Genomic DNA, 25,526 nt, shown 5'->3' with positions numbered 1-25,526 from the left:
TAAATTATGATTATTCTAGATTTTTGCTAACTCTTGAATTGAATATGCGTATCGAAGAAAATGATTCGTATTGATGCTCGCGAACTTTATCAAGTTTTGGAACTGACCCCACCGGAGCAAAATATCCTCCTGGTGGGCAAGCATGGGATTGGCAAATCAGAAATTATTAGCCATTTCTACCGTCAGCGCCAGAAACTGCCCGTCATCCCGTTCTTCTTGGGTCAGATGAGCGATCCGGGGGATTTGATTGGCTTGCTGCACAAAGATGAGAAAACGGGGCGATCGGTTTTTTTACCCCCCTACTGGTGGCCCGATCGCCGCGCTTGGGTGAAAGTTGCGGATTTTGTTCGCAACCATAAACAGTTGGAGGAGATTCACTTCAAACTGATTGCCGGTATGGTGGGGACTCGCGCCAGTTTAGCCTTTCGCCAAAGCCTCGCGACCCAACGGGGTCTGGGGCCGGAGCAACTCCTGTTGCAATATTCTAAGCATTCCAAACAGCTTAAAGACATGGAAATTCAGGACTTTGCCAGTTTGAACGAACGGGTTTTGCTCTGGCTCAATTCTGGGCATTGCCCGGAAAAAAAGGCGGATAATGCCCGGAAGAATCTGTTGAAATATCTCCAGTATCTCCAGAAAGCCAAACAACAGGAGGCGATCGCTCATTTTTCCTCCCTGGTTCAAGTCCCCAAATTTAGCGATGCGATGGGCTTTATCGCTGAATCGATGGACCTGATTGATTTTTTGTCGGAGTATTTGGAGGCGATCGAGGTCTGAACCCAAATCCTTCGCCAGAAACCCGGTTTCTCCAACAATACCTTCGCCATTTTTCAATAAGACGGGGTTTGTTATTGCGAGGCGGTTGGAAAACGAGTTATATCAAGTCACAATAAACGATCGCAATAAAACGAACGAGGGCAAAAAGGGAAATGCAGGTCAGGGTATGGATTACACGCGACGGGCTCAATTATTAATTGTTATTAACCTCTTGGGAACATCGTTAAATTAGCGGAACTAACTTTTTCGCAATTGTAGCTAGAAAAACTATCAATTACTAAAAACGCAATGATGAACTGGAAACCTTACCTTACGGGAATTTTAATCGCAGGACTCCTGGGTTGTCAGGAATCGCCAAGTCAAGCCCACGACACAACTGATCAACTCAATCAGGCGATTTGTATGGAGGATTGGGACGGCGCGATCGCCCTGCTCGACGATTTAATCTCAGATTATCCTAACAGTCAAACTACATTAGGAGAATATCGCGATCGCCTCCAACAACTTTCTGAAACAGGGTTAAGCGATGTACATCAATTAGATTATGACTGTACTAACGAATCGCTCCCCAAGACTGAAGAAACACCTCTGAGCGATCGTGTAGAAGGCTATGCCCAGCAAATTGACGTTGGCATGAGCTACGCTGAAGTCGCTACAATTATCGGTCGTCCGGGGAAAATAAATAGGCTTTATTCCTCATATATATGGAGAGATGAGCATGGCAATTTCCTCTCTGCCAAGTTTTCTGACGACCAGTTGGATAATTTGAATGTTGATGAGATTAGGGACTGTGAAGACAACAATCCTCGCTGTGTCGCTGTTGATATTACCACTCCTGTTCCTGCGACTGAGTTTAAAGAGATTGCAGTCCGTTTTGAAAAAGGTATGAACGATCGAGCCGTTTTAGAACAGCTTTTGCAGGAATTAGGAGAACCCGAAATGCAGACAGACTGGGTTAATTATGAGTGGCAGTTTGCAGAAGCAACCGATCCCGATCCTAATAATTGCACGCTGAACGTTTCTTTTAGCAACGTTAAAAGTGAGATGGTTGAACTTACTTTAAACAACGATCGTGTATCACTCCACCAGGCTGGCTGCTTATACGACGATAGATAACAATAGTGAGTGATACTTAAATACTCTATTGGCAAACCCAGACGCGATCGCGGAATTGACTTTTTCGCGATTGTAGCTGGCAAAACTATCAATTACTAAAAAACACAATAATGAACTGGAAACAACTCTGTAGCGGTATTTTACTGGGAAGTCTGGCGAGTTTGATTGGCTTACCCAGTCAAGCCCAAGATACCACGGGACAATTGAATCAAGCTATTTGTATCGAGGATTGGGACGGCGCGATCGCGATTCTCGACAATGCAATACTAGATTATCCTAACAGTCAGAATACCTTGGCAGAATATCGCGATCGCCTACAGCGACTCTCTGAGAAGGGTTTGAGTGAGGAACAAAAAACGCAATATTGTTCCCCGACTCTTACCCAAACTAACACTATCGAGATCGATATCGAAGAAAGCCCCGCTTTGTTTGCCCGTATCGAAGGGTATTTCGAGCAAATTGACCTGAGTAGGGGTTATGCGCCCCCGCTTCGTCCCGCCAAAAATCAGCTTATTCACATCATAGAATGAGTGTCTCTTCTTGTCCAGGTTAACAAATCGGTTGGTTAGAGCGATCGCGACATACTCTCAATCCTGGCGCTTGCTCGGTGGTTCGGCTAGGAGTTTGAGGATTTCTAGGGCAAAGGCAATTTTAAGGACAGCTTACAACACATCTTATGGTAGAGACGTTCCGGCGGAACGTCTGGAAAACCGGGTAGCCCTCTGCCCTCTGCCTTCTGCCTTGTCTCCACCTAAATGTGAGTATTCAACCGGACATGATATAACTTGCTTGGCGCTCCCTTGAGGATGACGAAGGACAAAGGACAAATGACAAATGACAAATGACAAATAACGAATATGAAACGCAGAAAATTTATCGGGAATGCTGTTATTGGTGCAACAGGCACCGCCGCCTTAGCGGGGTGTCGCCCAACCGCCACTAATTCAGGGGCGCAAAGCGTTAGCCAACCCAGAATTCGATGGCGCATGGCAACGAGTTGGCCCCAATCGTTGGATACTATTTTTGGCGGCGCCCAAACCATCAGCCAGCGTGTCAGTGAAATGACCAATGGACGGTTCACGATTAAGCCCTTTGCTGCTGGTGAAATTGTACCCGGATTACAGGTGCTAGATGCAGTACAAACTGGCACGGTGCAATGTGGTCACACCGCTAGCTATTATTACATCGGCAAAAATCCCGCCTTGGCATTTGGCACGGCTGTTCCCTTTGGTTTAGACGCCCAACAACAGAATGCCTGGTTATACCATGGTGGTGGTTTAGAGGCGATGCACAAGCTTTATAGTGACTTCGGCGTGATTAACTTTCCGGCTGGGAATACGGGAACTCAGATGGGCGGCTGGTTTAAGCGGGAAGTTAACTCAGTGGCGGAACTCCAGGGTTTGACCATGCGGATTCCTGGATTAGGGGGTGACGTGATGTCCCGGTTAGGAGTCAATGCCCAAGTTTTACCCGGTGGCGAGATTTACCTGGCACTAGAACGGGGGGCAATTGACGCGGCTGAATGGGTGGGTCCTTATGACGATGAGAAGCTGGGCTTGCAGGATGCGGCTCAATTTTACTACTATCCCGGTTGGTGGGAGCCAGGAGCAACCTTAGAAGTGCAAGTGAATAAGGCAGAGTGGGATAAATTGCCCAAAGAGTATCAGGAAGTCTTCAAAACGGCAGCCATGGACGCCAACCTAAATATGCTGGCACAGTATGATGCCTTAAATCAACAAGCCCTAGGAAAACTGCTGGAGGCTGGGGTGAAGCTGACGCCCTATTCTCAAGAGATTATGCAAGCGGCTCAGAAGGCATCCTTTGAGATATATGAGGAGAATGCTGCTCAAGATAGTACGTTTAAAGAGGTTTACGAGCAGTGGAAGGGCTTTCGCGAACAGATTTACCAATGGCATCAGGTAAATCAACTCAGTTTTTCTAATTTTGTGATGGCAAATCAGGGATGAGGAAGTTTTGAGTGTGTAGGGGCGGGTTTAGGGATTTTCAGCTTGGCTATTGGTGGTAACGTTTGTGCAAAACCCGCCCTGACTTAGTTTTGAGTGTTGAGTGTTGCGACACCCTCATCTCCTCCAGCTTCCCCAGCTATCCTTAATCCCAGATGAAACTAAACCCGCCCCGACACTGAGAACCGCTATAATAAATCCGCCTTTCCCAAATATGTCATTGATGAGGTGTGAACGATTGAAGTTTAAACAGTCTACTATGCGGCACTATCCGTTAAAACGCTCTACTCTAAAAAAACCAGGATTTGACTGGGTTCAGATTGCTCTGTTGGTTTGGATTGGTGTCTTAGGGGCGGCTGAACGTGCCGCCGCTCACCACCCGGTTGGGGGTAGAACCCCTGCCAATGTCTGGGAAGGGTTGCTCTCTGGATTCGCGCACCCAGTTATCGGATTTGACCATTTGGCGTTTGTTGTGGCTGTGGGTTTATTAGCCGCGAATCTTGTTCGGGGTGGTTTTATTCCGGTTGCCTTTTTGTTAACGGCAATGGTAGGTACAGGGATTCACCTGTTAGCGATTGATTTGCCGATGACTGAACTGGCAATTGCCGCTTCGGTGGTTTTGTTTGGGGCAATGCTGATAGGGCAATACCGTCTAGATTATAAAGTGTTAACTGGACTGGCTGCGATCGCGGGATTGTTTCATGGTTATGCTTATGGAGAAGCCATTATTGGTGCCGAGATGAATCCGATAGCGGCATACCTGCTGGGATTTACGCTCATTCAAGGGATTATTGCTTTCGGCGCGATGATGGCAAGTCAACTTATCCTCAAGCGATGGAGTGAGAATGCATTGGCTATCCTGCGGGTTTTCGGCTTGGCAATTTGCTCGGTGGGAGTCATGTTCCTAGCAACTGCCATTGTCGGTTGACATCTCCACTCCTTAAAAGAGAGTGGATTCTGAGCTGATGTTACGCCTCGGTCTTAAGACGCGAGGCTTCACATTTCTCACGGTATGATCGTTTTAGGTTGGAAAACAGGTCATACCGTTTCGGCAGTGTCAAGCACCATTTCACTGGTTGCCAATGACAAATGACAAATGACAAATGACTAATACATTTCCGCCTCAAGCTGACTCAGTGGTACAAAACACTCTTGCGGTAAAAGAATCGGTTTCGCCCGAAAAATCAACTTGCCACGATAGGTAAAACGGTCAATTGCCACACCCATGGGACGTTGGGTTAGATGGGGATGGACTTCATAATAGGTATGGTATATCTGCCGAGCGGCTCTGAGAAGACCCGGGTCTAACAACATCGGTAACCCTGTCCGAGTGTCTTGATACTCTTCTTGCCATTGCTGTGATGTGTATACCACCCGCCTAACCCTATTGTTTAATTCACCACCATGATTCTTGTCGGACGTTTCGCTGTAGAGCGAGTCGCTGCGCTCCTGGTTGATTTAACTTATGGCTGTTTGAGAATCTCAATCAAAGCATTTCCCATCTCCTGACAACCGACAAGGGTCATTCCTGCTGACATAATATCCCCTGTACGGTTACCTTTCTCTAAAACTTTAAAAACGGCTTGCTCGATTTGGTCAGCCGCCGTTGGTTGATTCAACCCATAGCGTAGCATCATTGCCGTACTCAAGACTTGAGCCAAGGGATTTGCCTTATTTTGTCCAGCAATATCCGGGGCGGAACCGTGAACGGGTTCAAAAACGCCGGGTTCTTTTTCCCCTAAACTGGCAGAGGGTAACATGCCAATACTTCCAGTGAGCATCGCCGCCGCATCAGAAAGCACGTCTCCGAATAAATTGCCCGTGACAATCGTATCAAACTGCTTAGGTGCCCTGACTAACTGCATGGCAGCATTGTCAACATACAGATGAGATAACTCCACATCCGGATACTCAGCCGCTAATTGAGTCATGCGATCGCGCCATAATTGAGATACCTCGAGAACATTGGCTTTATCAACCGAACACAGTTTACCCTGGCGTTTGCGAGCGGTTTCAAATGCCACTCGTCCAATGCGGTCAATTTCGGCTTCGGTATACGCCATCGTATTTACACCGCGCTTTTCCCCCGTTTCAGTGGTAAAGATACCCTTCGGCTGACCGAAATAAACCCCGCCTGTCAATTCTCGCACCACCATAATATCCACCCCGTCAACCACCTCCCGTTTCAAGGTTGAGGCATCAATGAGTTGGGGTAATATGGTGGCAGGTCGCAAATTGGCAAATAAACCTAATCCTGCTCGTAATCCCAACAAACCCGTTTCCGGGCGTTGATGGCGCGGCAGGTTATCCCATTGATAACCGCCGATGGCAGCCAGTAAAACAGCGTCGCTATGGCGACATTTTTCCAGGGTGTCAGTCGGTAGGGGTTCCCCAGTAGCATCAATTGCCGCCCCTCCGATTAAGGCTTCAGTGAACTCAAAGCTAAGGTCGAACTGTGCGCCAATCACCTTTAACACATCTACCGCGACTGCCATAATTTCTGGACCAATGCCATCACCGGGCAAAAGGGTAATGCGGTAGTGCTGCTGTGCCATAACTTATCGTGTAATCTTGGGGACAATTTCAAAACGTGGACACCTGAACCTTATGACTGACCAGGCAGTCTCTTATGATAACGGCTAATTGACCCCCCTGACCGGAATCAATGTTTCAATTTTGGAATTTTGTCGGGAAGATGGGGATTAGGGATTGGGGGAGAGGTGATTAATTGAGAAGGAGAAGAACGACTTGTAATGATGAGTTGTTGAGTATTCGCTCATCGGGAACGAACTGGAGGACGCACAAAACTTATCGAGTTAGAACACTATAAGCTTTTACCTACGGAGACTGAGATTACGATGGCACTGAATTTAGTTAACCAACTGGGCGAATGGAATCCCCAGTTATTTCGGGAAATCAAAGGACGGCTTAAACCCCGCAATATTTTAATTGCCGTCCCCATGTCTTTCCTGGGACAGTTACTGCTGCTGATGGCTTTCGCGGGTAAATTACCCGTAGCTAAAGATACCATGATGGTTTACAACCGTTATTGTACAGGTTCAACTGAGGAATATTCTACAATTCCCGCCTGTCTATCCGATGGTTTGGGTGGATTTGTGATCAATTGGTCACTCTGGTGGCAGGATGTATTTTTGGGACTCAGCCTAATCGGTATTTTTGCCCTGTTAGTCGTGGGCACTTATATGCTGATTAGTGATTTGTCTCAGGAAGAACGTCGGGGTACGCTGAATTTTCTACGGTTGACTCCGGGTTCAACGCTGAGTATTTTAGGCGGCAAATTATTGGGAGTCCCCCTGTTACTTTATCTAGTCGCCGCCCTCGCCTTGCCCTTGCATCTGGTGGCGGGTTTGGCAGGTCACATTGCTTTGAGTCAAATTCTAGCGTTCTACACGGTTCTAGGTGCTAGTTGCCTATTCTTTTTCAGTGGGGCGTTACTTTTTGGCTTAGTCGGTAATTGGTTGGGCGGTTTTCAAGCGTGGTTGGGGGGTGGCGCAATTCTCCTATTCCTGTCGATTAGCACCAGCGTTATTGACGGGGGTATGAACCATGACCCCACGGATTGGCTGACCTTATTTAATCCGGCAATTTTGTTACCGTACCTGATTGATTCGAGTTCTCTCAATGTCGTTAATACATATCCAAACGGTGATTTTTGGGACTTGGGTTGGTTTTATCTCTCTCTCGGACAGACAATCTGGATGATGGCAGGATTTGCCATTCTCAATGCGGGTTTATGGAGTTACTGGATTTGGCAGGGATTAAATCGAAATTTTCACAATCCCACGGCTACCTTACTGAGTAAGCGACAAAGTTATCGGTTAACGGCTTGCTTTGAAGTGATGATTCTCGGATTTGCCCTAAATCCTCAGGTACATGAATGGAAAAGTTATGCTGAAGGATTGTTTGAGAATCTAGAAATCCTGCTGGTGTTTAACTTGATCCTATTTTTAGGGTTAATTGCAGCGTTGAGTCCCCATCGTCAAACGATGCAAGATTGGGCGCGTTACCGCCATGCCAAACGCTCGTCCCGCAAGGCTGGAATTATGGCAGACTTAATCTGGGGCAGAACCAGTCCAGCGCCTGTGGCGATTTTCTTGAATTTAGCGATCGCGTCTGCTATTTTACTGCCATGGATTCTGCTGTGGTCGCCCAGTGAATACAAGACACCCGCGATTTTGGGACTATTAGTAACTGTCAGTCTCATCGTTTTCTATGCTTCAATTGGACAGCTTATGCTGTTGATGAAAACACCGAAGCGGGCGGTTTGGGCTGCAACGGTGGTTGGTGGACTGATTATCTTACCGCCAATTATTCTGGAAGTCTTGTCCATGTCCCCATTAGTAAAACCTGCGGTATGGCTATTTTCGGCGTTTCCTTGGGCTAGCATCGAATATACGGCGGGAACATCAGTATTATTCGCCCTCGTTGGTCAATCCCTGGCTTTAGTCTTGTTGAATCTGCAACTAACGCGACAGTTGAAAAAAGCAGGTGAGTCTTCGACCAAAGCCTTACTATCTGGGCAAATGCCCTTAGAGATTCAGTAATTGAATCATCATTGGTCCTCATTGTATTGTAGAGACGCGCCATGGCGCGTCTCTACAGCTAGAATTGTGTTGGCTAAACCCTTGGAAGAAAACCCAGAAAACCTGCATAATGCAAAAAATCCGTCAATTGGTAATTCTACCATTACTAACTCTTTTCGCGATCGCCACCCTCAGCAGTTGCGGTGGTAATAGTGCAGAATCAGGAGCGATTCGAGTTGGCTCAAAAGATTTTGCTGAACAATTTATCTTAGGAGAAATGTATGCGCTGGTATTAGAAGAGGAAGGCTTTCCCGTAGAACGCAAACTTAACTTAGGGGGGACTCAGGTGACTCATGAGAGTCTCAAATCGGGAGAAATTGATTTATATCCAGAATATACAGGGACTGGATTGATCACAATTTTGAAGCGTCCCCGGAATAGCGATTCCCAAGAAGTCTATGAAATCGTTTCCCAGGAGTATGCGGAACAGTTTAATTTAGAATGGCTGGAACCCGCTCCCATGAATAATACATACACGCTGTTTATGACGCCCGATGATGCCCAACAGTATGGAATTGAAACGATTTCTGATATAGTGCCTCAAGCTAATGAACTGAAGATGGTTGGCACCTATGAGTTCCAAGGGCGTCCCGATGGATTATCCGGGCTGAAGCAAGTGTACGGTGATTTTAAACTAGCAGAGTATAAAGCCGTGAATGCCGCATTGAGGTATCAAGCCTTGGCTCAAGATCAAGCTGATATTGCCGTTGGATTTGCTACAGATGGAGAAGTCAGCGCTCTCAATTTGGTCAGAATTAAAGATGACAAAAACTTCTTTCCTCCTTATGAAGTTGCGCCCGTTGTGCGTCAGGAAGTCCTAGAAGAAAACCCAGAAATTGCCACGATACTCAACAAGCTTTCGGCAACAATTACAGATGAGACAATGCAACGTCTCAATTACCAGGTAACTGGGAAACAACGGGAACCGGGTGAGGTAGCGAAAGAGTTTCTCATTGAACAAGGATTCCTGGAATCTAATAACTAGGGTGAACTCTAGTTAAGGGTTGCTGAATCAGTATGGGGGTGAGGGGAGAGAACAAGGAACAGGGAGAGGTTGTTGTAGTGCGTTAAGCGAAGCCATGCCGCAGGCTTTGCGTCTCGCTCGCTATTGTGTCAGTTTTTTACCTATCAAGGCTTATTGCTTGCACTAAATGAACCTTAAATCGTTTGTTGTAATTTTTTATATTTTTTCATGATCAGAATGCCCAACTAGCAAAGTGAAGGGTCAAGACTACTCGGAATTGGCATGAATAGTTAGCGTCAAGGGATGCATTTGGGGAAAGTCTTGCTGAATAATTCGGATAACTTTTTGTTGATTAGTCTTATTTTTTACAATAAATTGGGCAGTGCCATCACCTTGAGAACCTACACCCTTCCCCCCTAAAATATAAGGTTGAATCGGCTCATAATTGAGCAGTTGGTGCAAAACGGGAGCCATCAATTGTTGGGAACAAGCGGGGATGAGATAGCGATCAAATTCAGCTTGAGCCTTTGTCATCAACTGACCCAGATTGGGAGCATCTCCTGCTTGCAGTGCTTCAACAGCTTCTTGAGTAATTTGATAACTAATAGTGCCGAGATAGTGCTGTACATTCTTCTGTACGTTATCAGTACCAAAGGGATAACACTGATTCAGCCGACTGAGAATTTCTTGGGTATTTTTACTCGCGCCCAGATCAACAATGACAAAAAACAAATCTTTTGGAACATTTAGCTCGATAATATCCGCCGATGCGCCATCAAAAATCATGGCAATTGGTTGATTCCCATAAGCGCAGGCTTGATCCATACGTCCGCAGCGAGAGGGTGTAGTTGTCTCACCCAGATAAGCATATTCCATTTCGCCTCGCCGATTCATTTTCAGATCATATAAATGATTAAAGGCGCGTGCGACTAAAACGCAAATAGCGGCACTGGATGATAACCCTTTCTGTATGGGTAAATCAGTGCGATAGTTATCGATTTCTACGCCACCTACTTGGAAATAGGTAAGAAAATGATAAGCGACGCCAGCCGCATAACTGCAAAATCCTCCCTTTTGGGCTTCAGCAAGGAGAACAGAGCGTTCCATGGGTAACTGAATGGGTTCTGGACGAATACCATCACTCAGGGAAGCGTGAAGAATGAAATGATTAGGGTGGGGCTTGACGTTGGCATAGAGTCCCTGGTTGGTTCCTGTGATAATGGTGTAGCCTTTTTCAAGCTGAGGATTCAGGCGGCGGTAGCCTCCCGCCCAATCGCTGTGTTCACCAAACAGACAAAGGCGACCTGGCACAAACAGTTTCATTCATAACCCCTATAATTATTGCGATCGCTATTAACTAGAGTACTCTGGAGATTAACACCTTGGCGCGATCGCTTCTAGTCGTGCCATTCAAATTTGTTGCACCTCTGATATCTTAAGAAGAAAATCTCTAAGGAAAAGCTACTATGCAACTCCCAGACGGTCCGCAGGCTCCAGCTATGTTACAGATGATCCACTGGATCGCCAAGCCATTTTCCTATATGGAAGCCTGTAATCAAAACTATGGCGACATTTTTACAGTTCCGCTGGGCAAGAAATTTACCCCTCTTGTCTTTGTTAGCAATCCCCAAGCGCTTCAGCAGATTTTAACCAGCGAGACAAAAGAGTTTGATGCTTCTGGAGAGTACAATGAGCTATTTGAACCCATGTTGGGTAACCAATCGGTGATCACCTTAAGTGGGAAGTCTCATCGCCGTCAGCGTCAGCTCATGATGCCTCCCTTTCATGGAGAACGAATGAAAGCTTATGGAGAATTAATTGCCGAGATCACAGAGCAAGTTTTACACCAGTGGGAAGTTGGGAAATCCTTCTCTGTTCGTTCGTTCATGCAGCAAATCTCACTACGGGTGATATTACAGGCTGTGTTCGGCTTATATGAGGGAGAGCGTTACCATAAACTTGAGCAACTTCTAAGTATGATGCTTGACCAAAGCAGTACCCCTGGCAGGGTCAGTGCGCTTTATTTTCCCATCCTGCGACAAGATTTAGGGGCATGGAGTCCTTGGGGACGCTTTTTGCGCCAACGACAGCAAATTGACCAACTCATCTATGATGAAATCAATGAACGTCGAGACCAACCGGACGACTCTCGTACAGACATCTTGAGTATGCTCATGTCTGCCCGTGATGAAGCGGGACAACCCATGACTGATACGGAGTTACGAGATGAATTAATGACGTTGTTAGTCGCAGGTCACGAAACCACAGCGACGGCTCTAACGTGGGCGTTGTACTGGATTCACAAGCTGCCAGAAGTACGCCAGAAGCTGTTAGAGGAACTGGATAGTTTAGATAACCCAGACCCCAGTACCCTGTTTCGCTTGCCCTATTTAAATGCCGTTTGCTCAGAAACCCTGCGGATTTACCCAGTGGGTATGTTGACCTTCCCACGGGTGGTGCGATCGCCTGTGGAGTTAATGGGGTATCAACTTGAACCCGATACAGTCTTGGTGGGCTGCATCTATTTGACCCATCAACGGCAGGATTTATACCCTGAACCGAAACAATTCAAGCCAGAACGTTTTCTCGAACATCATTTTTCTCCTTATGAATATTTGCCGTTTGGCGGTGGCGCACGGCGTTGTATTGGTATGGCGTTTGCTCAATTTGAAATGAAAATAGTACTCGCCAAGATTTTGTCCAGTTGTGAATTAGCGCTAGCGAATAACCGTCCCGTGCGTCCTGTACGTCGAGGATTAGTTTCAGCCCCCACTGATGTGCAATTGGTGGTTACAAGTCAGCGGGTTCAGAGGACTCCAACTCCGGAAACCATTTCTGTTTGATCGAACACTGTTCTCGAATTATTCATTTCAACGCTACTGATCAACTTAGGGTAGACAATGCTAACCCTAAGTTTACAATAAGTAGGTGGACACAATAAAAGCTAACGGTGGAGAACTCCAGCATTGATGCCCAGCGTCTCTTTCTTCAGCTTATTGATCCAGCCGATGCTCAAGCGATCGCGCCTCAGTTAAACGAGCGGATCAAGCGTCGGATTGTCAATAGTAATGTCTCAATAAAGCAAAAGCCCGGAGTTCAAACTCCGGGCTAATAGCTTAAGTCCATTAAAATGGACTAGAAGTCTTAAGCTGTTCGGCATTTAAACCTTAATGTCAATAATGGTGAAATCCTTGTAGTGCGAGCCTCCCCACCACAAGACTTATTCAGCAGCCCCTACCTATACCTAATTTATATGCATGACAGCTTATCTAGTCGCCTCTGAATAAAAATGCCTGAAACCATTACAATACAATAACTACAACGACAAAGCGCCCAGGGAGACGATAAGGCGTAAAAAAAGAAGGGTAATTTAGCGTAGGAGTGACAGCCATGATAGATGGCAAAGCTATTTCTATTTCTCTGTTTTCAGGAGCTTTTGGTTTAGACCTAGGTTTAGAGCTAGCCGGATTTCATACCGTAAGCGTGGTTGAGAAAGACCGTGATTCGGTAAAAACCATAGCCCTTAACCGACCCTATCTTCATGAAAGTGCTATCCCAAGAGCAATTGAAACAATCAGTACCCAAGATTTACTTTTAGAAGGGGGTCGAGTTTTAGGTAAGGAGAGAGCATTACGCCCGAATGAGGTGGATTTGGTGGTAGGTGGCGCACCTTGTCAGCCTTTTAGCACAGCAGGAAAAAGGGCTTCAGTCTTAGACCCTCGTGGCAGTTTATTTATGGAGTTTGTCCGTGTTGTTCGAGACATTCAACCCCGATTTTTCGTGATGGAGAATGTGAAAGGGTTACTTTCTGCTGCTATTCGTCACCGACCCATTAACCAACGGGGCGCAGATTATCCACCTTTAGAACCGGACGAAATGAGAGGTGCAGCCCTTCAGGTGGTACTGGCAGAAATGCACGAACTTGGATACAAGGTGGTGTACAACCTTTTACAAGCTGCCGATTATGGGGTTCCCCAAAATAGAGAGCGTGTTGTGTTTATTGGTTCCAGAGATAGTGAATCTATTACATTTCCTTTGGCTACCCATTCTCAATGCGGTAGAGATTTACCCAAGTGGCGTACTTTACGAGATGCGTTAACAAATTTAGTTGAACAAAATCCAGAGTTTACACCTTACTCAGAAAAGCGCTTAAAGTATTTGAGACTCCTCAAATCAGGACAAAACTGGAGATATTTACCCGAAAATTTGAAAGAAGAAGCAATGGGGGGCGCTTACAAGTCAGGGGGTGGTAAAGTCGGATTTTACAGGCGATTGTCCTGGGATAAGCCTTCACCTACTGTGACGACAAGTCCACAGCAAAAAGCCACAGATATGTGTCACCCTGTCGAACTGCGTCCTTTGACTGTGCGAGAGTGTGCTATAGTCCAAACCTTTCCTGACGACTGGATTTTTCATGGTTCAATAACGTCTAAGTATAAACAAATTGGGAATGCTGTACCTGTTGGATTAGCAAAAGCCATTGGGACTTATCTTTACAGTTTGATTCAAGGAGATAAACCGCCAGGGAAAGAACTCGTTGAACAACTCTCACTTTTCCCTTTATAAAATTTATGCCATTTCATTTACAGAGCAGTGATTAAAAAAGGCTAATACAAAGTTGCGTTCTATCATGTCATTCTGAGCGAAGCGAAGAATCTGGACAGATGCTTCGCGTCACTCCGTTTCACTGCGTTATGCTCAGCATGACAGATTCTACCTTAGACTGCAACTTGGTATAAGATTAGCTTTTGTATCAGCTCATTGCACTGATTAATCAAGTTAAGAATTATTTGAAGTTTCGCTGGCAGCCAATTGAGAGAAAGCCTTGTCAATTCTCTGCAACATAGTTCTGACATGGTTTTCAACAAAATTATAATCCATACAAATTTTCTGCCAAAATTCTGAACCTGCGATTCGAGGAATTTGACTGCTATTTGAGAATGTCCATTGACCCAAATCAAAGGCAGCTATAAATAGGGGGTTTTCATGAATACTTAACTCCTTTTCAGCTCTGGTTTTTTGGGAGCCTGTTAATGTACCTTTTAGAGTTTTTAACTGTGCAAGATAAACTGTTTCGTTTGAAAAAATGACGATATCAATACCAGTGATTTTAATATTAAATTCAAACTCTGGTACAATGACGTAAGGACTAATGTTGGATATTTCTTCCCAAAGACGTCCCATTTTTGTGCTGAGACTTCTGGTGACAGAATTGCTTGTCACCAGTAATTTTGCTCCGCATAGCTCAAATAGATTGCGTGGGTTAGGATGCCGATCAAGTATTTGTTTTTTATTTTCAAAGTCTTTTTCTAACCAGTCAATAAAATTTGTGGCAAAATCATCTGTTTTCGTTTGAATGAGTTGAGATTGTTGTTCTAATTGATTGTTTTGTTCAATTTGGTAGTAAAAATAATCTTTTGATAATGAGGAAATAATTGTCCCTAATTTGTAGGCTTTACGCAACTTTTCATCTGTTATGTGAGTAGCATCAATTAAAGAGGCGTGTTCTAAAATTAGGGCTTTCCGCTCCTTGACAGAATGTTGTCTTAGAATCTCAGCAGTTAACTCGCTTGGCATAAATATTTCTTTATAATCATTGTGCTTTCTTCGTATTCCAAAACTATCCCCAAATTCACACGTATAATTGATCCTTAGAGTGCTAGGGAGTGATTAAGTGGCTGACAAAAATTGCTAAACATCCAATCCGATCACCCTAAATTCTGGCAAATACTCCACTGTAAACTGATAGGACAACTCCTGACACGAAAGGGAAGGCAAAGTCAGCCACCATTCCAACACGCCCAACTCACCGATTTCCAGATGAGGATTAGCATCAGTGAGCCGAACTTTGAGTTGAGAATGACAACTTACTGGGAGTTGTTCCATCACCTTAACCTGGACATCTTGCTCCCGTAAATTCGCCACCGTTAACCGATACCCATACGTCACCGCTTCCCGCTGCTGATTGCCAATCAGCTTCTTATCCATCTGTCGTTCCACCAAATACCGCTCAATTTTCAACCCATCGTCCACACCTAAATCGATTTGAAACTCTTGACCGGGGGCAATATTTGGGATTTTGCTAGTACCAATAAACGTATTATCGCGAAAGATAGTTATCTGTCCCGGTAATAAAGTAACGCCATTCAAGGGATTCATCACCGTTGCTTTCAGGTAAGCAAAATTAAGTTGGCGCGACATCGCCACATACTCAGCCCTACAGGGATAATCATCTCTGTGGAAAATGGCAACCTTGTGACTCACCCCATCACTGGGAATCGTTGCTTTACTGTCAAGGGTAAACGTCACAATACCCTTTTGTCCCGGACTTTCCTCCAGTTCCTTTTGGGCTCTCAACCGCTCTAACTCGTCATCTATCGTCGGTTCAGGTTCTGGCGCTATCCCCGCAAAGGGCATATTCACCAATGTGGGGCGAGGTGCGTTATGCTCCTTTGGGTTGGTTGTTGTCCGATTTGCCAAAGCGCTAGGCTGTTGCAGATCAATATACCAAGGCGTAATTGGGGGAATTTGCCGCCCTACCCCCGGTTGAGCGGTGGAAAGGGTAAGCGCTACACCTAACCAATCCTCACCTGTGTTTTGGGTAATTTGAGCCAGGTAACTGAGTCGGGCGGTTTGCTGGCTATCTTGCCAATGGACATCATAGACAGGTTCCCAACTTGCTCCCTTAACCCTATAAGAAACCTCCATCGCCAATTCACCCGCCCCCACTGGTTCTAGGGTGACAATGATATTAAAACTGTCATGAATCTGGGGAGTAGAGAGCTGCTGAAACTGCCCTCGCACCGCCTGCAACTGAGTGTTAACCTGTTTCTGCTCCTGATCCTGTTGCGCGATCGCACCCGATAAATTCTGCCACCGTTCTCCGACAAAATCCAGCAATTCCCCGATTTGAGTCAAGTTTAACGGTTCAGGATTTTGGGATTTTGTCAAGCGTTCTAGATACTGATTGCCTAAATTTTTGATAAAATTCCGCTGTAAATTCAGCAACGTCAGCATATCTTGTCCCTGACGTCTTTGATCTTCTAACTGACCAATTTCTTCAGACAGTTGGCTAACTTTGGGATGAGTCCCTTCACGAGTGCTGTTTTTTTCCGTCCGTACCTCCAATAATCGCCCCCCTGCATGACCCGTACTCGACACCTGAACGGACTCACTCAGCAGGGTTACGGGCAAATTAGCAATCACCAGTTCCCGTTCCTCACCCGTTAGCTGCACAACCCCTCGGCGCGTGACTAGCGCCTGGTTATCATACACTGTAACGTTACAAATTTCGGTATCTACCGTCTTATTCATCCGTTCCTTTGTCCTCAAATCAAGCCCCTAACCTTAGTTCAGAGCTTGAATATAAACCCAAAAATTAAACGTCAACACCCTTGCTGTTCAATGGATGATTTTTGACGTTTTAGCTACACCTGATTTATCCTTATTCCCAGTCGGTCAATCAGGACATTGCCTGGAAGGTGAGCCATTGCCCACTCTATCAGCCAATATCTCCTGACGAATGCTGAAAGACCTACTCTTAATCACGATTACTGTCTCTTTCCCTACTCCCAGACGTGCCATGGCACATCTAGAAAATCGCGATCGCAACCGAAAACATTTCGGTCTATGAAATTCATTTTACCGATTCAGAGGTTGGATTTCCGCTAAATCCAGAATCTGGGGAATCAAATCTTCTCGCTTAATCACCATAATATGCACACCCTGACACAATTGTTGCGCGAGTTTGATTTGTTCAGCGGCAATTTTCATCCCTTCTTGCAGTGGATCGGCGGCTTCTGCCAGTCGATCGATAATTGATTGGGGGATATTAACACCGGGAACGTATTTATTCAGAAATCGAGCATTTTTCGCCGATTTAATCAAAAATATCCCCGCTAAAATCGGCTTATCGGTGTCAGCCGCAATCTTATCCATAAACATTTCCAGCCGCTGGAAATCAGCAATCAGTTGACTCTGGAAAAACTGGGCACCCGCTTCTAGTTTACGCTCAAACCGACGTTGTAATCCAGACCAACTTTTTAACTGAGGGTCAACGGCGGCTCCAGCAAATAACTCTGTCTTTCCATCCGACAATGGCTTGTCATTAGCATCGAAACCGTTATTGAGTTTACTGATTAGCTGGAGCAAACGTACTGATTCTAGATCAAAAACGGGCTTGGCGTCAGGATGATCACCGACTTTTACCGGATCACCCGTGAGGGCAAGAATGTTACGAATACCCAAAGCCTGCGCCCCCATCAGATCCGCCTGTAACCCCAATCGATTGCGATCGCGGCAAGCCATCTGACAGATCGGTTCTATCCCATGTTGGACTAAAATAGCGGCAGCGGCTAAAGAAGACATCCGCAACACTGCCCTAGATCCATCGGTAAGATTAACGGCATGGACACGATTCTTCAGTGGTTTTGCCAAGTTAATCATCTGGCTAGCGTCACCTCCCTTGGGGGGGCTAACCTCTGCCGTAATTAAGAATTCCCCTGATTTAACCGCGTCTCGGAACGAGGGTTGAGTAAGGTTTGTCATTTGTTATTTGTCATTCGTCATTCGTCATTTGTCATTTGTCATTCGTCATTCGTCATTTGTCATTCGTCATTCGTCATTTGTCATTCGTTGCTCCCTCATCCCCCTCATTCCCCTCATCTCCCAGACGCGCCATGGCACGTCTCTACAGAGGTGTAGAATAGCCCATAGCTGCCTTGACTCTGGATAGGGTTGAGAGAGCGATCGCTTCTGCTTTCTCCCGCCCTTGACGTAAGACTGACTCTAGATAACCCTTATCTTCGATCACGGCTTGATAATTTTGCTGAATCGGTTTAAGAGCTTCAATCGTTGCCTCACTTAACACCGTTTTGAACTGTCCCCACCCCATATCCTGACATTCGGCGGCGACAGCTTCCTGGGTTTTATCCGAAAGCAGGGTATAAAGCGTGAGCAAGTTATGACACTCTGGACGTTCTGGATTATCAAATTCTAGCCCCTTAATCGGATCAGTTTTACAGCGCTTAATTTTCTTTTGAATCTCCTCTGGAGAATCCAGCAGATTAATCCGACTCATTTCCGAGGGGTCAGATTTGGACATTTTTTTAGTGCCATCGGTGAGACTCATCACCCGCGCTCCTTCTTTGCGGATTAAGGGTTCGGGCAGTTTCAGCACAGGCTTTTTCTTGCTGCCATACTGGTCATTAATCCGAATCACTATATCACGAGTCAGTTCGATATGTTGCTTTTGGTCTTCTCCTACGGGTACTAAATCGGCATCATACAGCAAAATATCGGCTGCCATCAGCACCGGGTAGTCTAGTAAACCCGTACTAACATTTTCGCCCTGCTTCACCGCCTTTTCTTTAAACTGAATCATCCGTTCCAGCCAATTTATAGGCGTGACGCAGTTAAACAGCCAGGTGAGTTCACAGTGAGCGGGGATGTGAGATTGAACAAAGATCGTTGAATCGTTCAAATCCACGCCACAGGCTAGATATAGCGCCGCGATGGTGTAGGTATCGGTGGCTAGAGTTGCTGGATTATGGGGAACCGTAATCGCGTGTAAATCGACGACGCAAAAGAAATTTTCATACTGACTCTGGGCTTCTACCCAATTACGGATTGCTCCGAGATAGTTACCCAGATGAAGATTGCCAGTTGGTTGAACTCCAGAGAGAACGCGCTTTTTGCCCATTGATATTGGTTAAGGATTTGGAAGAGCAAAGGTGGCGATAGTCCCAGGCTTGTACCTGCTTTCGGGTCAAGCGCTGGAGGAATCGCCGTGAAACGGTGCAGATTTTTGGCAGGAACCTGAAAAACCGTATCCTCTAAGGGGGGTAAGGTGAGCCAGGATTTACCGAGCTACGCTAACGCCAATGAGGAGGCGATTGATAATTTTTTGATGATCTGCTCTATCAATTTTGCCATTACCTCGGTCGTTATGGCAGGAAAACGGTATTTTTTTGTTAATTGTAAAGTTTTTGCTAAAATCACTTATGAAATCTAAACGCCAAAATCGCTTGCTGTTCTCAGGTAGGACTAGATGGGCGGAGATTAAACAATCGGTGATCAGTGTCTGGAAGCTCAAGACGCAGCAGTTCCTCGGGGTTGGACGTAGAACTGGATTCACACCTTGAGGAAATTTCCAACTCCAGTCGTTGTGCAAATGGCAAGCACGGCTGATTATTCAATTGGTGATAACCTTCTTAAATTTTGATTGAACGGCTCATGGCTAAAATTCAATTTATTAAAGGCATTGACGAAGAAGTTGTACCTGATGTGCGCCTGACTCGCTCTCGTGATGGCAGCAATGGTACGGCAACATTTTATTTTGATAATCCCAAGGCGCTTAATGGCAACTATGGTGAAGAAATAACAGGTATATACCTGATGGACGAAGAAGGAGAGCTAGTTAGCCGAGAGGTTAAAGGCAAATTTGTCAATGGACAACCGACGGCATTAGAAGCAATTGTGATCATGAAATCGCAAGACGAATGGGATCGTTTTATGCGTTTCATGGAGCGCTATGCTGAGGAGAATGGTTTAGGATTCAGTAAATCTTGATTCTCCAGTAGCCACGACAGAAGTTTTCCACCCGTTTTTTCGGGGCGGGTTTCACCGATAACACTGGGGGAAAAACTGATAACTGTACTAAACCCGTCCCTCTAGGGAAAATAGAGGATGTGATATGACTCATCAGCCTCATCCCAATATAGGCTCAAGATCGATCGCTTGTGCGGTGGTAACTGTTAGTGATACGCGATCGCCCGACTCTGATCGCAGTGGTTCCTGCATCCAGCAATTGCTGCGTGATGCGGGTCATGCGGTTGTCGCTTATGAGATTCTGAAGGATGAACCGAACCAGATTCAGACGTATCTGCAAGTCCTCGCCCAGCGTTCGGATATTCAGGCGGTTGTGGTTAACGGGGGTACAGGGATTGCGGCGCGAGATACCACCTATGATGCCTTAGCGAGTTTATTAGAGAAGACCTTACCCGGATTTGGTGAGGTCTTTCGTTGGCTCAGTTACCAAGAGATTGGCTCACGCGCGATCGCGTCACGGGCTGTCGCTGGAGTGTATCGCCGTAAGCTAGTTTTCTCCCTTCCTGGTTCTACGGGAGCGGTCACTCTTGCCATGGAGAAGCTTATTCTACCAGAGTTGATTCATCTGGTCACTCAGTTGGAGAAATAAATTTTCCCGATTAATTTTTTGGCTCAGGAGTTGACAAGCCCAAAAATGTTCGTTATATTTATTAAGGTCTGAGAAACAAGCCCCCATCGTCTAGAGGCCTAGGACACCTCCCTTTCACGGAGGCGACAGGGATTCGAATTCCCTTGGGGGTATTAAAAGATTAAAGGTAGAGGCGTTACAGTTAACGCCTCTACTATTTTTTTGTGTACTATTTTTTTTTGGCGTTGTGGCTTGGAACTGGAGTTTATACCAAATCCGCCTTTATAGCACTACGAGGTACGGACAGGACATCAGTTAGTCAACTCTTAACAGTCAAGAATTTCCTAACCTGTCTTAGCTACTTATCACGCCTACAATTCTGGCGTTTTTGGTATTTCCGGTGTCTCTGGCGTTTCCGGTGTCTCTGGTGTTTCCAGTGTCTCCTGGTTTTCCGGCGTATCTGGTGTATCTGGTGTATCTGGTGTATCTGGCGTTTCCGGCGTTTCCGGATTCTCTAGCTGACTGGATATGGTTTGAAACCGCTCAGGCGAACCCAGGGAGTAATCCTCTAGGCGAAAATCCCCAAAGGGTGTCTGTTCCAAGCGCGATCGCAAGGCTTCATCGACAATCACACCAGGGGTTTTATTTTTCACGCCGATAATAATCATACTCCGTTGGTAAGACGTGGCATCTTGATCCGGCTGACAATTGTCTCCGTTAAATTGACCCAAATTTAATAGGCGATAATTTTCGACTGAGGCTACATCCCGAAATAACTTTTTGGCTAACAGTTGGATTTGCTCGGCGCGTTGAAAGGCTCGCTGTTCTTCTCCCACGGGAGTTCCTTCACAGGAAGCAGTTCCCACCGAAATAATTTCACTGGGATTTTCCATCAGACTCTGTATCCCTTCCTCCTCCAAATTTGACCGTAACGCATCAATAGGGATCATCTGCTGATTATAGTTAACTTGAAACGTACTCCCCAGTTTCCATTTATATTCCCGCGACAGTACGGCTACACTAAATTCAGCCGTTCTCCCTTCACTATCGGCTCCCTCCACGTAAGGAAAATAATCCACATCTCCCTTTCGTTGCGGTGCTTGCGCTGGGGTAAATATCCAAACCCATTGAGAATTTAACCCGCCTGAACCGATAATTCCAATCCCTAAAATAACCAGTATTGCTAACACTAAAATCACCACTTGCCAGCGCCCAGAGTGGCGTTCTGGGGTGGGTTCGGATTGAGGGAGGGGAGCGACTCCCACTTTCAGGGTTTCGGTCAATGTGGCGGGTTGATGCTCTAAGGCGTCTAGGCGTTGTAAAATAGCTTGGGCAGTTGGCGGGCGATCGCGAACCTGTCGCGCCATCAACTCATCGATTAACTGCAATAGGTTTGGGGAAATCCCGGTGGTGTGATTACGCCAGTTTAGTGTATCCGTTTGAGCATCATACAACTGGCTGGGATGATGTCCGGTTAACAAAAAGACGAAAGTACGTCCCAAAGCAAAGAAATCCGATTGTCTTACCGCTTCCCCATTGATTTGTTCGGGGGCGGTATACCCAGATGAAATAATCGCTGTAATCCCGCCACCTGCGCCCACTTTCGCCAGATAGGTGCGGGTAACTTCCCGCGCTGTACCAAAATCAATTAACACCAACTGCCCATCAGGGCGGAGCATAATATTAGAGGGTTTAATATCCCGATGCAGGTACTGCTGATCATGAATAAGCTGTAGAATAATCCCAAGCTGTTTTAACCACGCGATCGCTTGCGCTTCAGAAATGGGTCGATTGTGCTGTTGTTCTAACCACTGCTCTAAGGTGGGTCCCTCTATCTTTTCCATCACTAAGCAGTGCAACCCCAACCCATTCCGCGTCTGATAGAGGAACGAACTATCCACTTGCGGAATACCAGGATGGTTCAGTCGCCCTAACACCACCGCCTCTTGTTCAAACAGTTCCACCGCCTTGGCGTCACTGTTAAGATGATCCTTGAGAACTTTCAGGATTTTAGGTGTACTTCCTTCGTAGACTTCGTAGATATTGCCAAAGCCACTCTTATCACTAATCAGGCGCATCACCCGATAACGCCCATTCAGCAGCAACTCTGAACCGCAGCTTTGACAGAAGCGCTGATGCTCATTCTCGGAGGTGTCAGGTTTTGGACAGGTGGGGTTAATGCAAAGGGGCATAGGTGGCGATAGAATAGCGACAGTCTACCTATCTCACTATAAATGAATCGGGTTTAACCCCTCACCGTTTACGATTCAACAGCCGGGGGAACCCGCCGCTATCTGTCCCACAGCGTACCATTGATGTAGGGGTATGGCATTGCTCACCTGTGTCAACTTAAGCTCAACCCCTCACCCCCAGCCCCTCTCCCAACCCCCCTCGTTCCCCCCTACAAGAGGGGGGATGACTAAGGATGCTTCGCTTTTATGGCAGGGGAGAGGGGAGTAAGAGAGTCTGGTTCCCCTTCTCCCCACGGTGGGAGAAGGGGTTAGGGGATGAGGGGGAAAATGTTGAGGAGTAGATAAGCTGTTCGGCATTTAAACCTTAATGTCAATAATGGTGAAATCCTTGTAGTGCGAGCATCTTGCTCGCTACTAATACCCAATTTAAATGCATAAAAGCTTAGACACGGTTTAAAACCTTGCCAGCATTGGTTTTCTACCTTAAGTTGACACTAATGGGCATTGCCGTACCCTTACAGATTACGATAAGGAGTGAATATGGGCTGCTCAACCGCAATCCGAACGATTCAAGACTTACAAGAACGCCGGGATGAATTACTTGCCATTTTTGCCAAACATGGCGCTCATAGTGTACGGGTATTTGGTTCTGTCGCACGGGGAGAAGCAACCGATAAGAGCGATATTGATTTTTTGATTGATTATGATCGAAACTGCACGAGTGCTTGGTTTCCAGGGGGATTAATCAATGATTTAGAGTCTTTCTTGAACAGTAAGGTGGACATTACAACTGTTCGGGGTTTAAGTCCACTAATTGCTGAGAATGTATTCCAAGAGGCGATCGAATTATAAATGAATGTAAAGCATGAGTAGAGCCGTCAACCATCTTATCTACATTCGCAATGCTATCTCGGAAATTCGCCAGTGGACGCTCCAAGGAGAAACGGAATTTAAGAAAAATATTGTTCTGATCAAAGCAACATTGTACAATCTACAAACCTTGGCAGAATCCACCAGTCTATTACCCCAGGCTTGGAAAGATGAACATCCTGAAGTCGATTGGAATGGAATCAAATCGTTTCGTAATTTTTTGGCACATCAGTATATGGAAATTGATACTGATACAGTCTGGGATGTCGTCACACGGGATTTATCAAACCTTGAAGCCGCTATCGAAGCGATCGCCCGCGATCACTTCAATGAGTAAGGATGTGCGAAAAAATAGGAGGAATCTATTCAGCAGCAATTGTGAGCCACAACTTTGACAGAAGCGCTGATGCTCATTCTCTGAGGCGTCGTGGCGGCGAATAAATCGATGACTTGTTCTGATGCTACGGCTTTGGAGACAATTTGGCGCACGGCGGCATCTAAATATTCTGGACTTTTGCCTCCAGTTGTGGTATGTTTTGCCATGGCAGCTCGAATCGCTTGGAAAAAGCCGACTTCATCCCGAATCGCGATCGCTTCATCTAAGCTGCTTCAAATCGCTGTAAAACATGATAACATTATGGGCGATGGCTTCTAGAAGGAAGCCAACACCAAAATTCTATCTCTCCTTTCAGTAAACTCAAAATTAGATGAAATTTAACCATCAATTGTCTGCCTTACTTGCTGGTACTGCCATCACTAGTGCAATTGTTATTACTTTACCCCCAAATGCTCAAGCCCTAACTGGCACCCAAGTCAATGAAGTAGCGCGCGCTGTGACTGTGTTAATTGTAGGACAACAGGGCAACGCCCAAGGACATGGTTCTGGTGTAATTATTGCCAAGGATGGCAATACCTACTATGCATTAACCAATGTGCATGTAATGTATGGTTTGGATAAAGCTTTACTTGTTGCCCCCGACAAAGAAGTTTACGAAATACCTCTTAATAAAGTTAAATTTTTACCCGATGTTGATTTAGCTTTAGTGGAATTCACTAGCGACAAAAATTACCAGGTTGCTACCTTGGCAAATTCTGAACTTAGCAGTGAAGGTCAAGATGTTTTTGTTTCCGGTTGGCCTGCACCAGGACACAGTGGACAACTTATTCGTCAATTTACCGATGGTCGTATTTCCGGATTTTTAACAGAGCCAGTGTATGGCTACCAAATGATTTACACTAATGTTACTCGCCAAGGTATGAGTGGGGGACCTGTCTTTGATGCTGGTGGTCGCGTCATTGCTATTCATGGTCGAGGCGACACAGAAGATGCCAGACGACTTGCTGGTTCTGAGGGAATGAGTCCGGAGGCAGCAGCTAGAGTTGCCAGTCTAATTAAACCTGGTTTTAATTATGCTATTCCCATCAACACTTATTTACAACTTGCCCCTCAAGCTGGCATTTTTCTAGGTGTAAAAGTGGAGAATTCCCCAGCACCAGAATTAGGGGCACCTTATCAAGCGAGTGGTAAACCAGACTCCCGCGATAAAATTGACGACATCAACAATACCTTAAACACGGTGAATCGGGCACTTGATACTGTTGACAGAATTCGCCGTATTCGTCTTCCTTTTTAAGGTGTTGCTAGCATCTTTCCTCGCTTGAGTTGAGGGGTTCCGGGGGCGACAAGCGCCCCCGGAATTTACACACTCAGAAACTGATATTGTTCCTGAAACGCATCGGAAATATACTTGAGGAATATTAACCCCAGAACAACGTGCTTGTATTCGACCGCATCCATAAGACCGCGTAGTTTATCCGCTGCTGTCCACAGGGTTTGTTCAAAGCATAATTTAGCGCCATTGC

24 protein-coding genes, 1 tRNA gene and 2 pseudogenes are annotated in these 25,526 nt (G+C 45.9%); 17 read left to right on the top strand and 10 right to left on the bottom strand.

From position 1 onward, the window contains the following. Positions 1-60 precede the first annotated feature (60 nt). From RH949_RS06110 to RH949_RS06085, 6 genes are all read left to right on the top strand, one after another. Positions 61-777: a hypothetical protein gene (locus RH949_RS06110; RefSeq protein WP_006105727.1), complete on the top strand. Its 717-nt coding sequence runs from the start codon at positions 61-63 to the stop codon at positions 775-777. 288 nt (positions 778-1,065) lie between these two features. Then, positions 1,066-1,893 carry a tetratricopeptide repeat protein gene (locus RH949_RS06105; RefSeq protein WP_446352233.1) on the top strand — a complete coding sequence of 276 codons (828 nt, stop codon included), beginning with the start codon at positions 1,066-1,068 and terminating at the stop codon, positions 1,891-1,893. Positions 1,894-2,003: 110 nt separating this feature from the next. Beyond that, positions 2,004-2,423 carry a hypothetical protein gene (locus tag RH949_RS06100; RefSeq protein WP_446352232.1) on the top strand — a complete coding sequence of 140 codons (420 nt, stop codon included), beginning with the start codon at positions 2,004-2,006 and terminating at the stop codon, positions 2,421-2,423. A gap of 10 nt (positions 2,424-2,433) precedes the next feature. Beyond that, positions 2,434-2,697 (top strand): hypothetical protein, encoded by a 264-nt coding sequence (locus tag RH949_RS06095; protein WP_446352231.1) that lies wholly within the window; start codon positions 2,434-2,436, stop codon positions 2,695-2,697. A 53-nt stretch (positions 2,698-2,750) separates the two neighbouring features. Further along, a complete protein-coding gene (locus RH949_RS06090) occupies positions 2,751-3,860 on the top strand; it encodes a TRAP transporter substrate-binding protein (RefSeq protein ID WP_006105717.1) in 1,110 nt (369 codons plus the stop codon). A gap of 256 nt (positions 3,861-4,116) precedes the next feature. Beyond that, positions 4,117-4,785: a HupE/UreJ family protein gene (locus tag RH949_RS06085; RefSeq protein ID WP_052307579.1), complete on the top strand. Its 669-nt coding sequence runs from the start codon at positions 4,117-4,119 to the stop codon at positions 4,783-4,785. Between the two features lie 179 nt (positions 4,786-4,964). On the opposite strand, the gene RH949_RS06080 is transcribed toward RH949_RS06085, so the two are convergent. After that, a complete protein-coding gene (locus RH949_RS06080) occupies positions 4,965-5,231 on the bottom strand; it encodes a hypothetical protein (protein WP_044210808.1) in 267 nt (88 codons plus the stop codon). Positions 5,232-5,320: 89 nt separating this feature from the next. Then, positions 5,321-6,412: a 3-isopropylmalate dehydrogenase gene (gene leuB, locus RH949_RS06075; RefSeq protein ID WP_006105770.1), complete on the bottom strand. Its 1,092-nt coding sequence runs from the start codon at positions 6,410-6,412 to the stop codon at positions 5,321-5,323. A 303-nt stretch (positions 6,413-6,715) separates the two neighbouring features. Here leuB and RH949_RS06070 point away from each other — a divergent pair, with 303 nt between their 5' ends. Both RH949_RS06070 and RH949_RS06065 read left to right on the top strand, forming a co-directional pair. Next, complete coding sequence (locus tag RH949_RS06070) at positions 6,716-8,422, top strand: ABC transporter permease (protein ID WP_446352230.1); 1,707 nt, start codon at positions 6,716-6,718, stop codon at positions 8,420-8,422. A 109-nt stretch (positions 8,423-8,531) separates the two neighbouring features. Continuing rightward, positions 8,532-9,446: a glycine betaine ABC transporter substrate-binding protein gene (locus tag RH949_RS06065; protein ID WP_446352229.1), complete on the top strand. Its 915-nt coding sequence runs from the start codon at positions 8,532-8,534 to the stop codon at positions 9,444-9,446. A 246-nt stretch (positions 9,447-9,692) separates the two neighbouring features. On the opposite strand, the gene RH949_RS06060 is transcribed toward RH949_RS06065, so the two are convergent. Then, positions 9,693-10,748 (bottom strand): GHMP family kinase ATP-binding protein, encoded by a 1,056-nt coding sequence (locus tag RH949_RS06060; RefSeq protein ID WP_446352228.1) that lies wholly within the window; start codon positions 10,746-10,748, stop codon positions 9,693-9,695. A 143-nt stretch (positions 10,749-10,891) separates the two neighbouring features. On the opposite strand from RH949_RS06060, the gene RH949_RS06055 reads away from it, so the two are divergent. From RH949_RS06055 to RH949_RS06045, 3 genes are all read left to right on the top strand, one after another. Next, positions 10,892-12,268 (top strand): cytochrome P450, encoded by a 1,377-nt coding sequence (locus RH949_RS06055; RefSeq protein WP_446352227.1) that lies wholly within the window; start codon positions 10,892-10,894, stop codon positions 12,266-12,268. A 107-nt stretch (positions 12,269-12,375) separates the two neighbouring features. Then, positions 12,376-12,537 carry a hypothetical protein gene (locus RH949_RS06050; protein ID WP_006105698.1) on the top strand — a complete coding sequence of 54 codons (162 nt, stop codon included), beginning with the start codon at positions 12,376-12,378 and terminating at the stop codon, positions 12,535-12,537. A 278-nt stretch (positions 12,538-12,815) separates the two neighbouring features. Then, positions 12,816-13,991 (top strand): DNA cytosine methyltransferase, encoded by a 1,176-nt coding sequence (locus RH949_RS06045; protein ID WP_446352226.1) that lies wholly within the window; start codon positions 12,816-12,818, stop codon positions 13,989-13,991. 213 nt (positions 13,992-14,204) lie between these two features. Here the strand turns inward: RH949_RS06045 and RH949_RS06040 are convergent, their stop codons facing one another. The 4 genes from RH949_RS06040 to trpS all read right to left on the bottom strand — a co-directional run bounded on the left by RH949_RS06040 (position 14,205) and on the right by trpS (position 19,125). Beyond that, positions 14,205-15,002 (bottom strand): hypothetical protein, encoded by a 798-nt coding sequence (locus RH949_RS06040; protein WP_446352225.1) that lies wholly within the window; start codon positions 15,000-15,002, stop codon positions 14,205-14,207. 114 nt (positions 15,003-15,116) lie between these two features. Then, a complete protein-coding gene (locus tag RH949_RS06035) occupies positions 15,117-16,739 on the bottom strand; it encodes a mucoidy inhibitor MuiA family protein (RefSeq protein ID WP_446352224.1) in 1,623 nt (540 codons plus the stop codon). Positions 16,740-17,066: 327 nt separating this feature from the next. Continuing rightward, positions 17,067-17,972: a methylenetetrahydrofolate reductase gene (locus RH949_RS06030; protein WP_446352223.1), complete on the bottom strand. Its 906-nt coding sequence runs from the start codon at positions 17,970-17,972 to the stop codon at positions 17,067-17,069. Positions 17,973-18,114: 142 nt separating this feature from the next. Continuing rightward, positions 18,115-19,125, bottom strand: a complete 1,011-nt coding sequence (gene trpS, locus RH949_RS06025) for a tryptophan--tRNA ligase (protein WP_446352222.1) — start codon at positions 19,123-19,125, stop codon at positions 18,115-18,117. 533 nt (positions 19,126-19,658) lie between these two features. On the opposite strand from trpS, the gene psb28 reads away from it, so the two are divergent. From psb28 to RH949_RS06010, 3 genes are all read left to right on the top strand, one after another. Next, positions 19,659-19,994, top strand: a complete 336-nt coding sequence (gene psb28, locus RH949_RS06020; RefSeq protein WP_446352221.1) for a photosystem II reaction center protein Psb28 — start codon at positions 19,659-19,661, stop codon at positions 19,992-19,994. Between the two features lie 124 nt (positions 19,995-20,118). Continuing rightward, complete coding sequence (locus tag RH949_RS06015; protein WP_044210816.1) at positions 20,119-20,622, top strand: MogA/MoaB family molybdenum cofactor biosynthesis protein; 504 nt, start codon at positions 20,119-20,121, stop codon at positions 20,620-20,622. Between the two features lie 79 nt (positions 20,623-20,701). After that, positions 20,702-20,774 (top strand) — tRNA-Glu (locus RH949_RS06010). 198 nt (positions 20,775-20,972) lie between these two features. On the opposite strand, the gene RH949_RS06005 is transcribed toward RH949_RS06010, so the two are convergent. Further along, positions 20,973-22,793 carry a serine/threonine protein kinase gene (locus RH949_RS06005; protein ID WP_446352220.1) on the bottom strand — a complete coding sequence of 607 codons (1,821 nt, stop codon included), beginning with the start codon at positions 22,791-22,793 and terminating at the stop codon, positions 20,973-20,975. Between the two features lie 540 nt (positions 22,794-23,333). Here RH949_RS06005 and RH949_RS06000 point away from each other — a divergent pair. Continuing rightward, positions 23,334-23,645, top strand: coding sequence for a nucleotidyltransferase family protein (locus tag RH949_RS06000; protein ID WP_446352219.1), 312 nt, complete (start codon positions 23,334-23,336; stop codon positions 23,643-23,645). Between the two features lie 13 nt (positions 23,646-23,658). Further along, positions 23,659-24,000: a HepT-like ribonuclease domain-containing protein gene (locus tag RH949_RS05995; protein ID WP_006105708.1), complete on the top strand. Its 342-nt coding sequence runs from the start codon at positions 23,659-23,661 to the stop codon at positions 23,998-24,000. Between the two features lie 65 nt (positions 24,001-24,065). Here the strand turns inward: RH949_RS05995 and RH949_RS05990 are convergent. Further along, positions 24,066-24,272: pseudogene (locus RH949_RS05990) on the bottom strand (type I restriction enzyme endonuclease domain-containing protein); the annotation flags it as partial. 98 nt (positions 24,273-24,370) lie between these two features. On the opposite strand from RH949_RS05990, the gene RH949_RS05985 reads away from it, so the two are divergent. Beyond that, positions 24,371-25,297, top strand: coding sequence for a S1 family peptidase (locus RH949_RS05985; protein ID WP_446352218.1), 927 nt, complete (start codon positions 24,371-24,373; stop codon positions 25,295-25,297). 74 nt (positions 25,298-25,371) lie between these two features. On the opposite strand, the pseudogene RH949_RS05980 reads toward RH949_RS05985, so the two are convergent. Next, a pseudogene (locus RH949_RS05980) lies at positions 25,372-25,526 on the bottom strand (type I restriction-modification system subunit M N-terminal domain-containing protein); the annotation flags it as partial.

It is taken from the genome of Coleofasciculus sp. A1-SPW-01 (genome assembly GCF_040217205.1).
GTDB classification, from domain to species: Bacteria; Cyanobacteriota; Cyanobacteriia; order Cyanobacteriales; family Coleofasciculaceae; genus Coleofasciculus; species Coleofasciculus chthonoplastes_A.
This window is presented reverse-complemented; position numbering and strand designations above follow the sequence as displayed.

Excerpts from the sequence above, each read along its gene's own strand:
- RH949_RS06030 (WP_446352223.1), bottom strand. The coding sequence starts at position 17,972 with ATGACAAACCTTACTCAACCCTCGTTCCGAGACGCGGTTAAATCAGGG.
- RH949_RS06105 (WP_446352233.1), top strand. The coding sequence starts at position 1,066 with ATGATGAACTGGAAACCTTACCTTACGGGAATTTTAATCGCAGGACTC.
- RH949_RS06015 (WP_044210816.1), top strand. The coding sequence starts at position 20,119 with ATGACTCATCAGCCTCATCCCAATATAGGCTCAAGATCGATCGCTTGT.
- RH949_RS06070 (WP_446352230.1), top strand. The coding sequence starts at position 6,716 with ATGGCACTGAATTTAGTTAACCAACTGGGCGAATGGAATCCCCAGTTA.
- psb28 (WP_446352221.1), top strand. The coding sequence starts at position 19,659 with ATGGCTAAAATTCAATTTATTAAAGGCATTGACGAAGAAGTTGTACCT.
- RH949_RS06060 (WP_446352228.1), bottom strand. The coding sequence starts at position 10,748 with ATGAAACTGTTTGTGCCAGGTCGCCTTTGTCTGTTTGGTGAACACAGC.
- RH949_RS06085 (WP_052307579.1), top strand. The coding sequence starts at position 4,117 with ATGCGGCACTATCCGTTAAAACGCTCTACTCTAAAAAAACCAGGATTT.
- leuB (WP_006105770.1), bottom strand. The coding sequence starts at position 6,412 with ATGGCACAGCAGCACTACCGCATTACCCTTTTGCCCGGTGATGGCATT.
- trpS (WP_446352222.1), bottom strand. The coding sequence starts at position 19,125 with ATGGGCAAAAAGCGCGTTCTCTCTGGAGTTCAACCAACTGGCAATCTT.
- RH949_RS06040 (WP_446352225.1), bottom strand. The coding sequence starts at position 15,002 with ATGCCAAGCGAGTTAACTGCTGAGATTCTAAGACAACATTCTGTCAAG.
- RH949_RS06005 (WP_446352220.1), bottom strand. The coding sequence starts at position 22,793 with ATGCCCCTTTGCATTAACCCCACCTGTCCAAAACCTGACACCTCCGAG.
- RH949_RS06045 (WP_446352226.1), top strand. The coding sequence starts at position 12,816 with ATGATAGATGGCAAAGCTATTTCTATTTCTCTGTTTTCAGGAGCTTTT.
- RH949_RS05995 (WP_006105708.1), top strand. The coding sequence starts at position 23,659 with ATGAGTAGAGCCGTCAACCATCTTATCTACATTCGCAATGCTATCTCG.
- RH949_RS06000 (WP_446352219.1), top strand. The coding sequence starts at position 23,334 with ATGGGCTGCTCAACCGCAATCCGAACGATTCAAGACTTACAAGAACGC.
- RH949_RS06035 (WP_446352224.1), bottom strand. The coding sequence starts at position 16,739 with ATGAATAAGACGGTAGATACCGAAATTTGTAACGTTACAGTGTATGAT.
- RH949_RS06100 (WP_446352232.1), top strand. The coding sequence starts at position 2,004 with ATGAACTGGAAACAACTCTGTAGCGGTATTTTACTGGGAAGTCTGGCG.
- RH949_RS06090 (WP_006105717.1), top strand. The coding sequence starts at position 2,751 with ATGAAACGCAGAAAATTTATCGGGAATGCTGTTATTGGTGCAACAGGC.
- RH949_RS05985 (WP_446352218.1), top strand. The coding sequence starts at position 24,371 with ATGAAATTTAACCATCAATTGTCTGCCTTACTTGCTGGTACTGCCATC.
- RH949_RS06065 (WP_446352229.1), top strand. The coding sequence starts at position 8,532 with ATGCAAAAAATCCGTCAATTGGTAATTCTACCATTACTAACTCTTTTC.
- RH949_RS06110 (WP_006105727.1), top strand. The coding sequence starts at position 61 with ATGATTCGTATTGATGCTCGCGAACTTTATCAAGTTTTGGAACTGACC.
- RH949_RS06055 (WP_446352227.1), top strand. The coding sequence starts at position 10,892 with ATGCAACTCCCAGACGGTCCGCAGGCTCCAGCTATGTTACAGATGATC.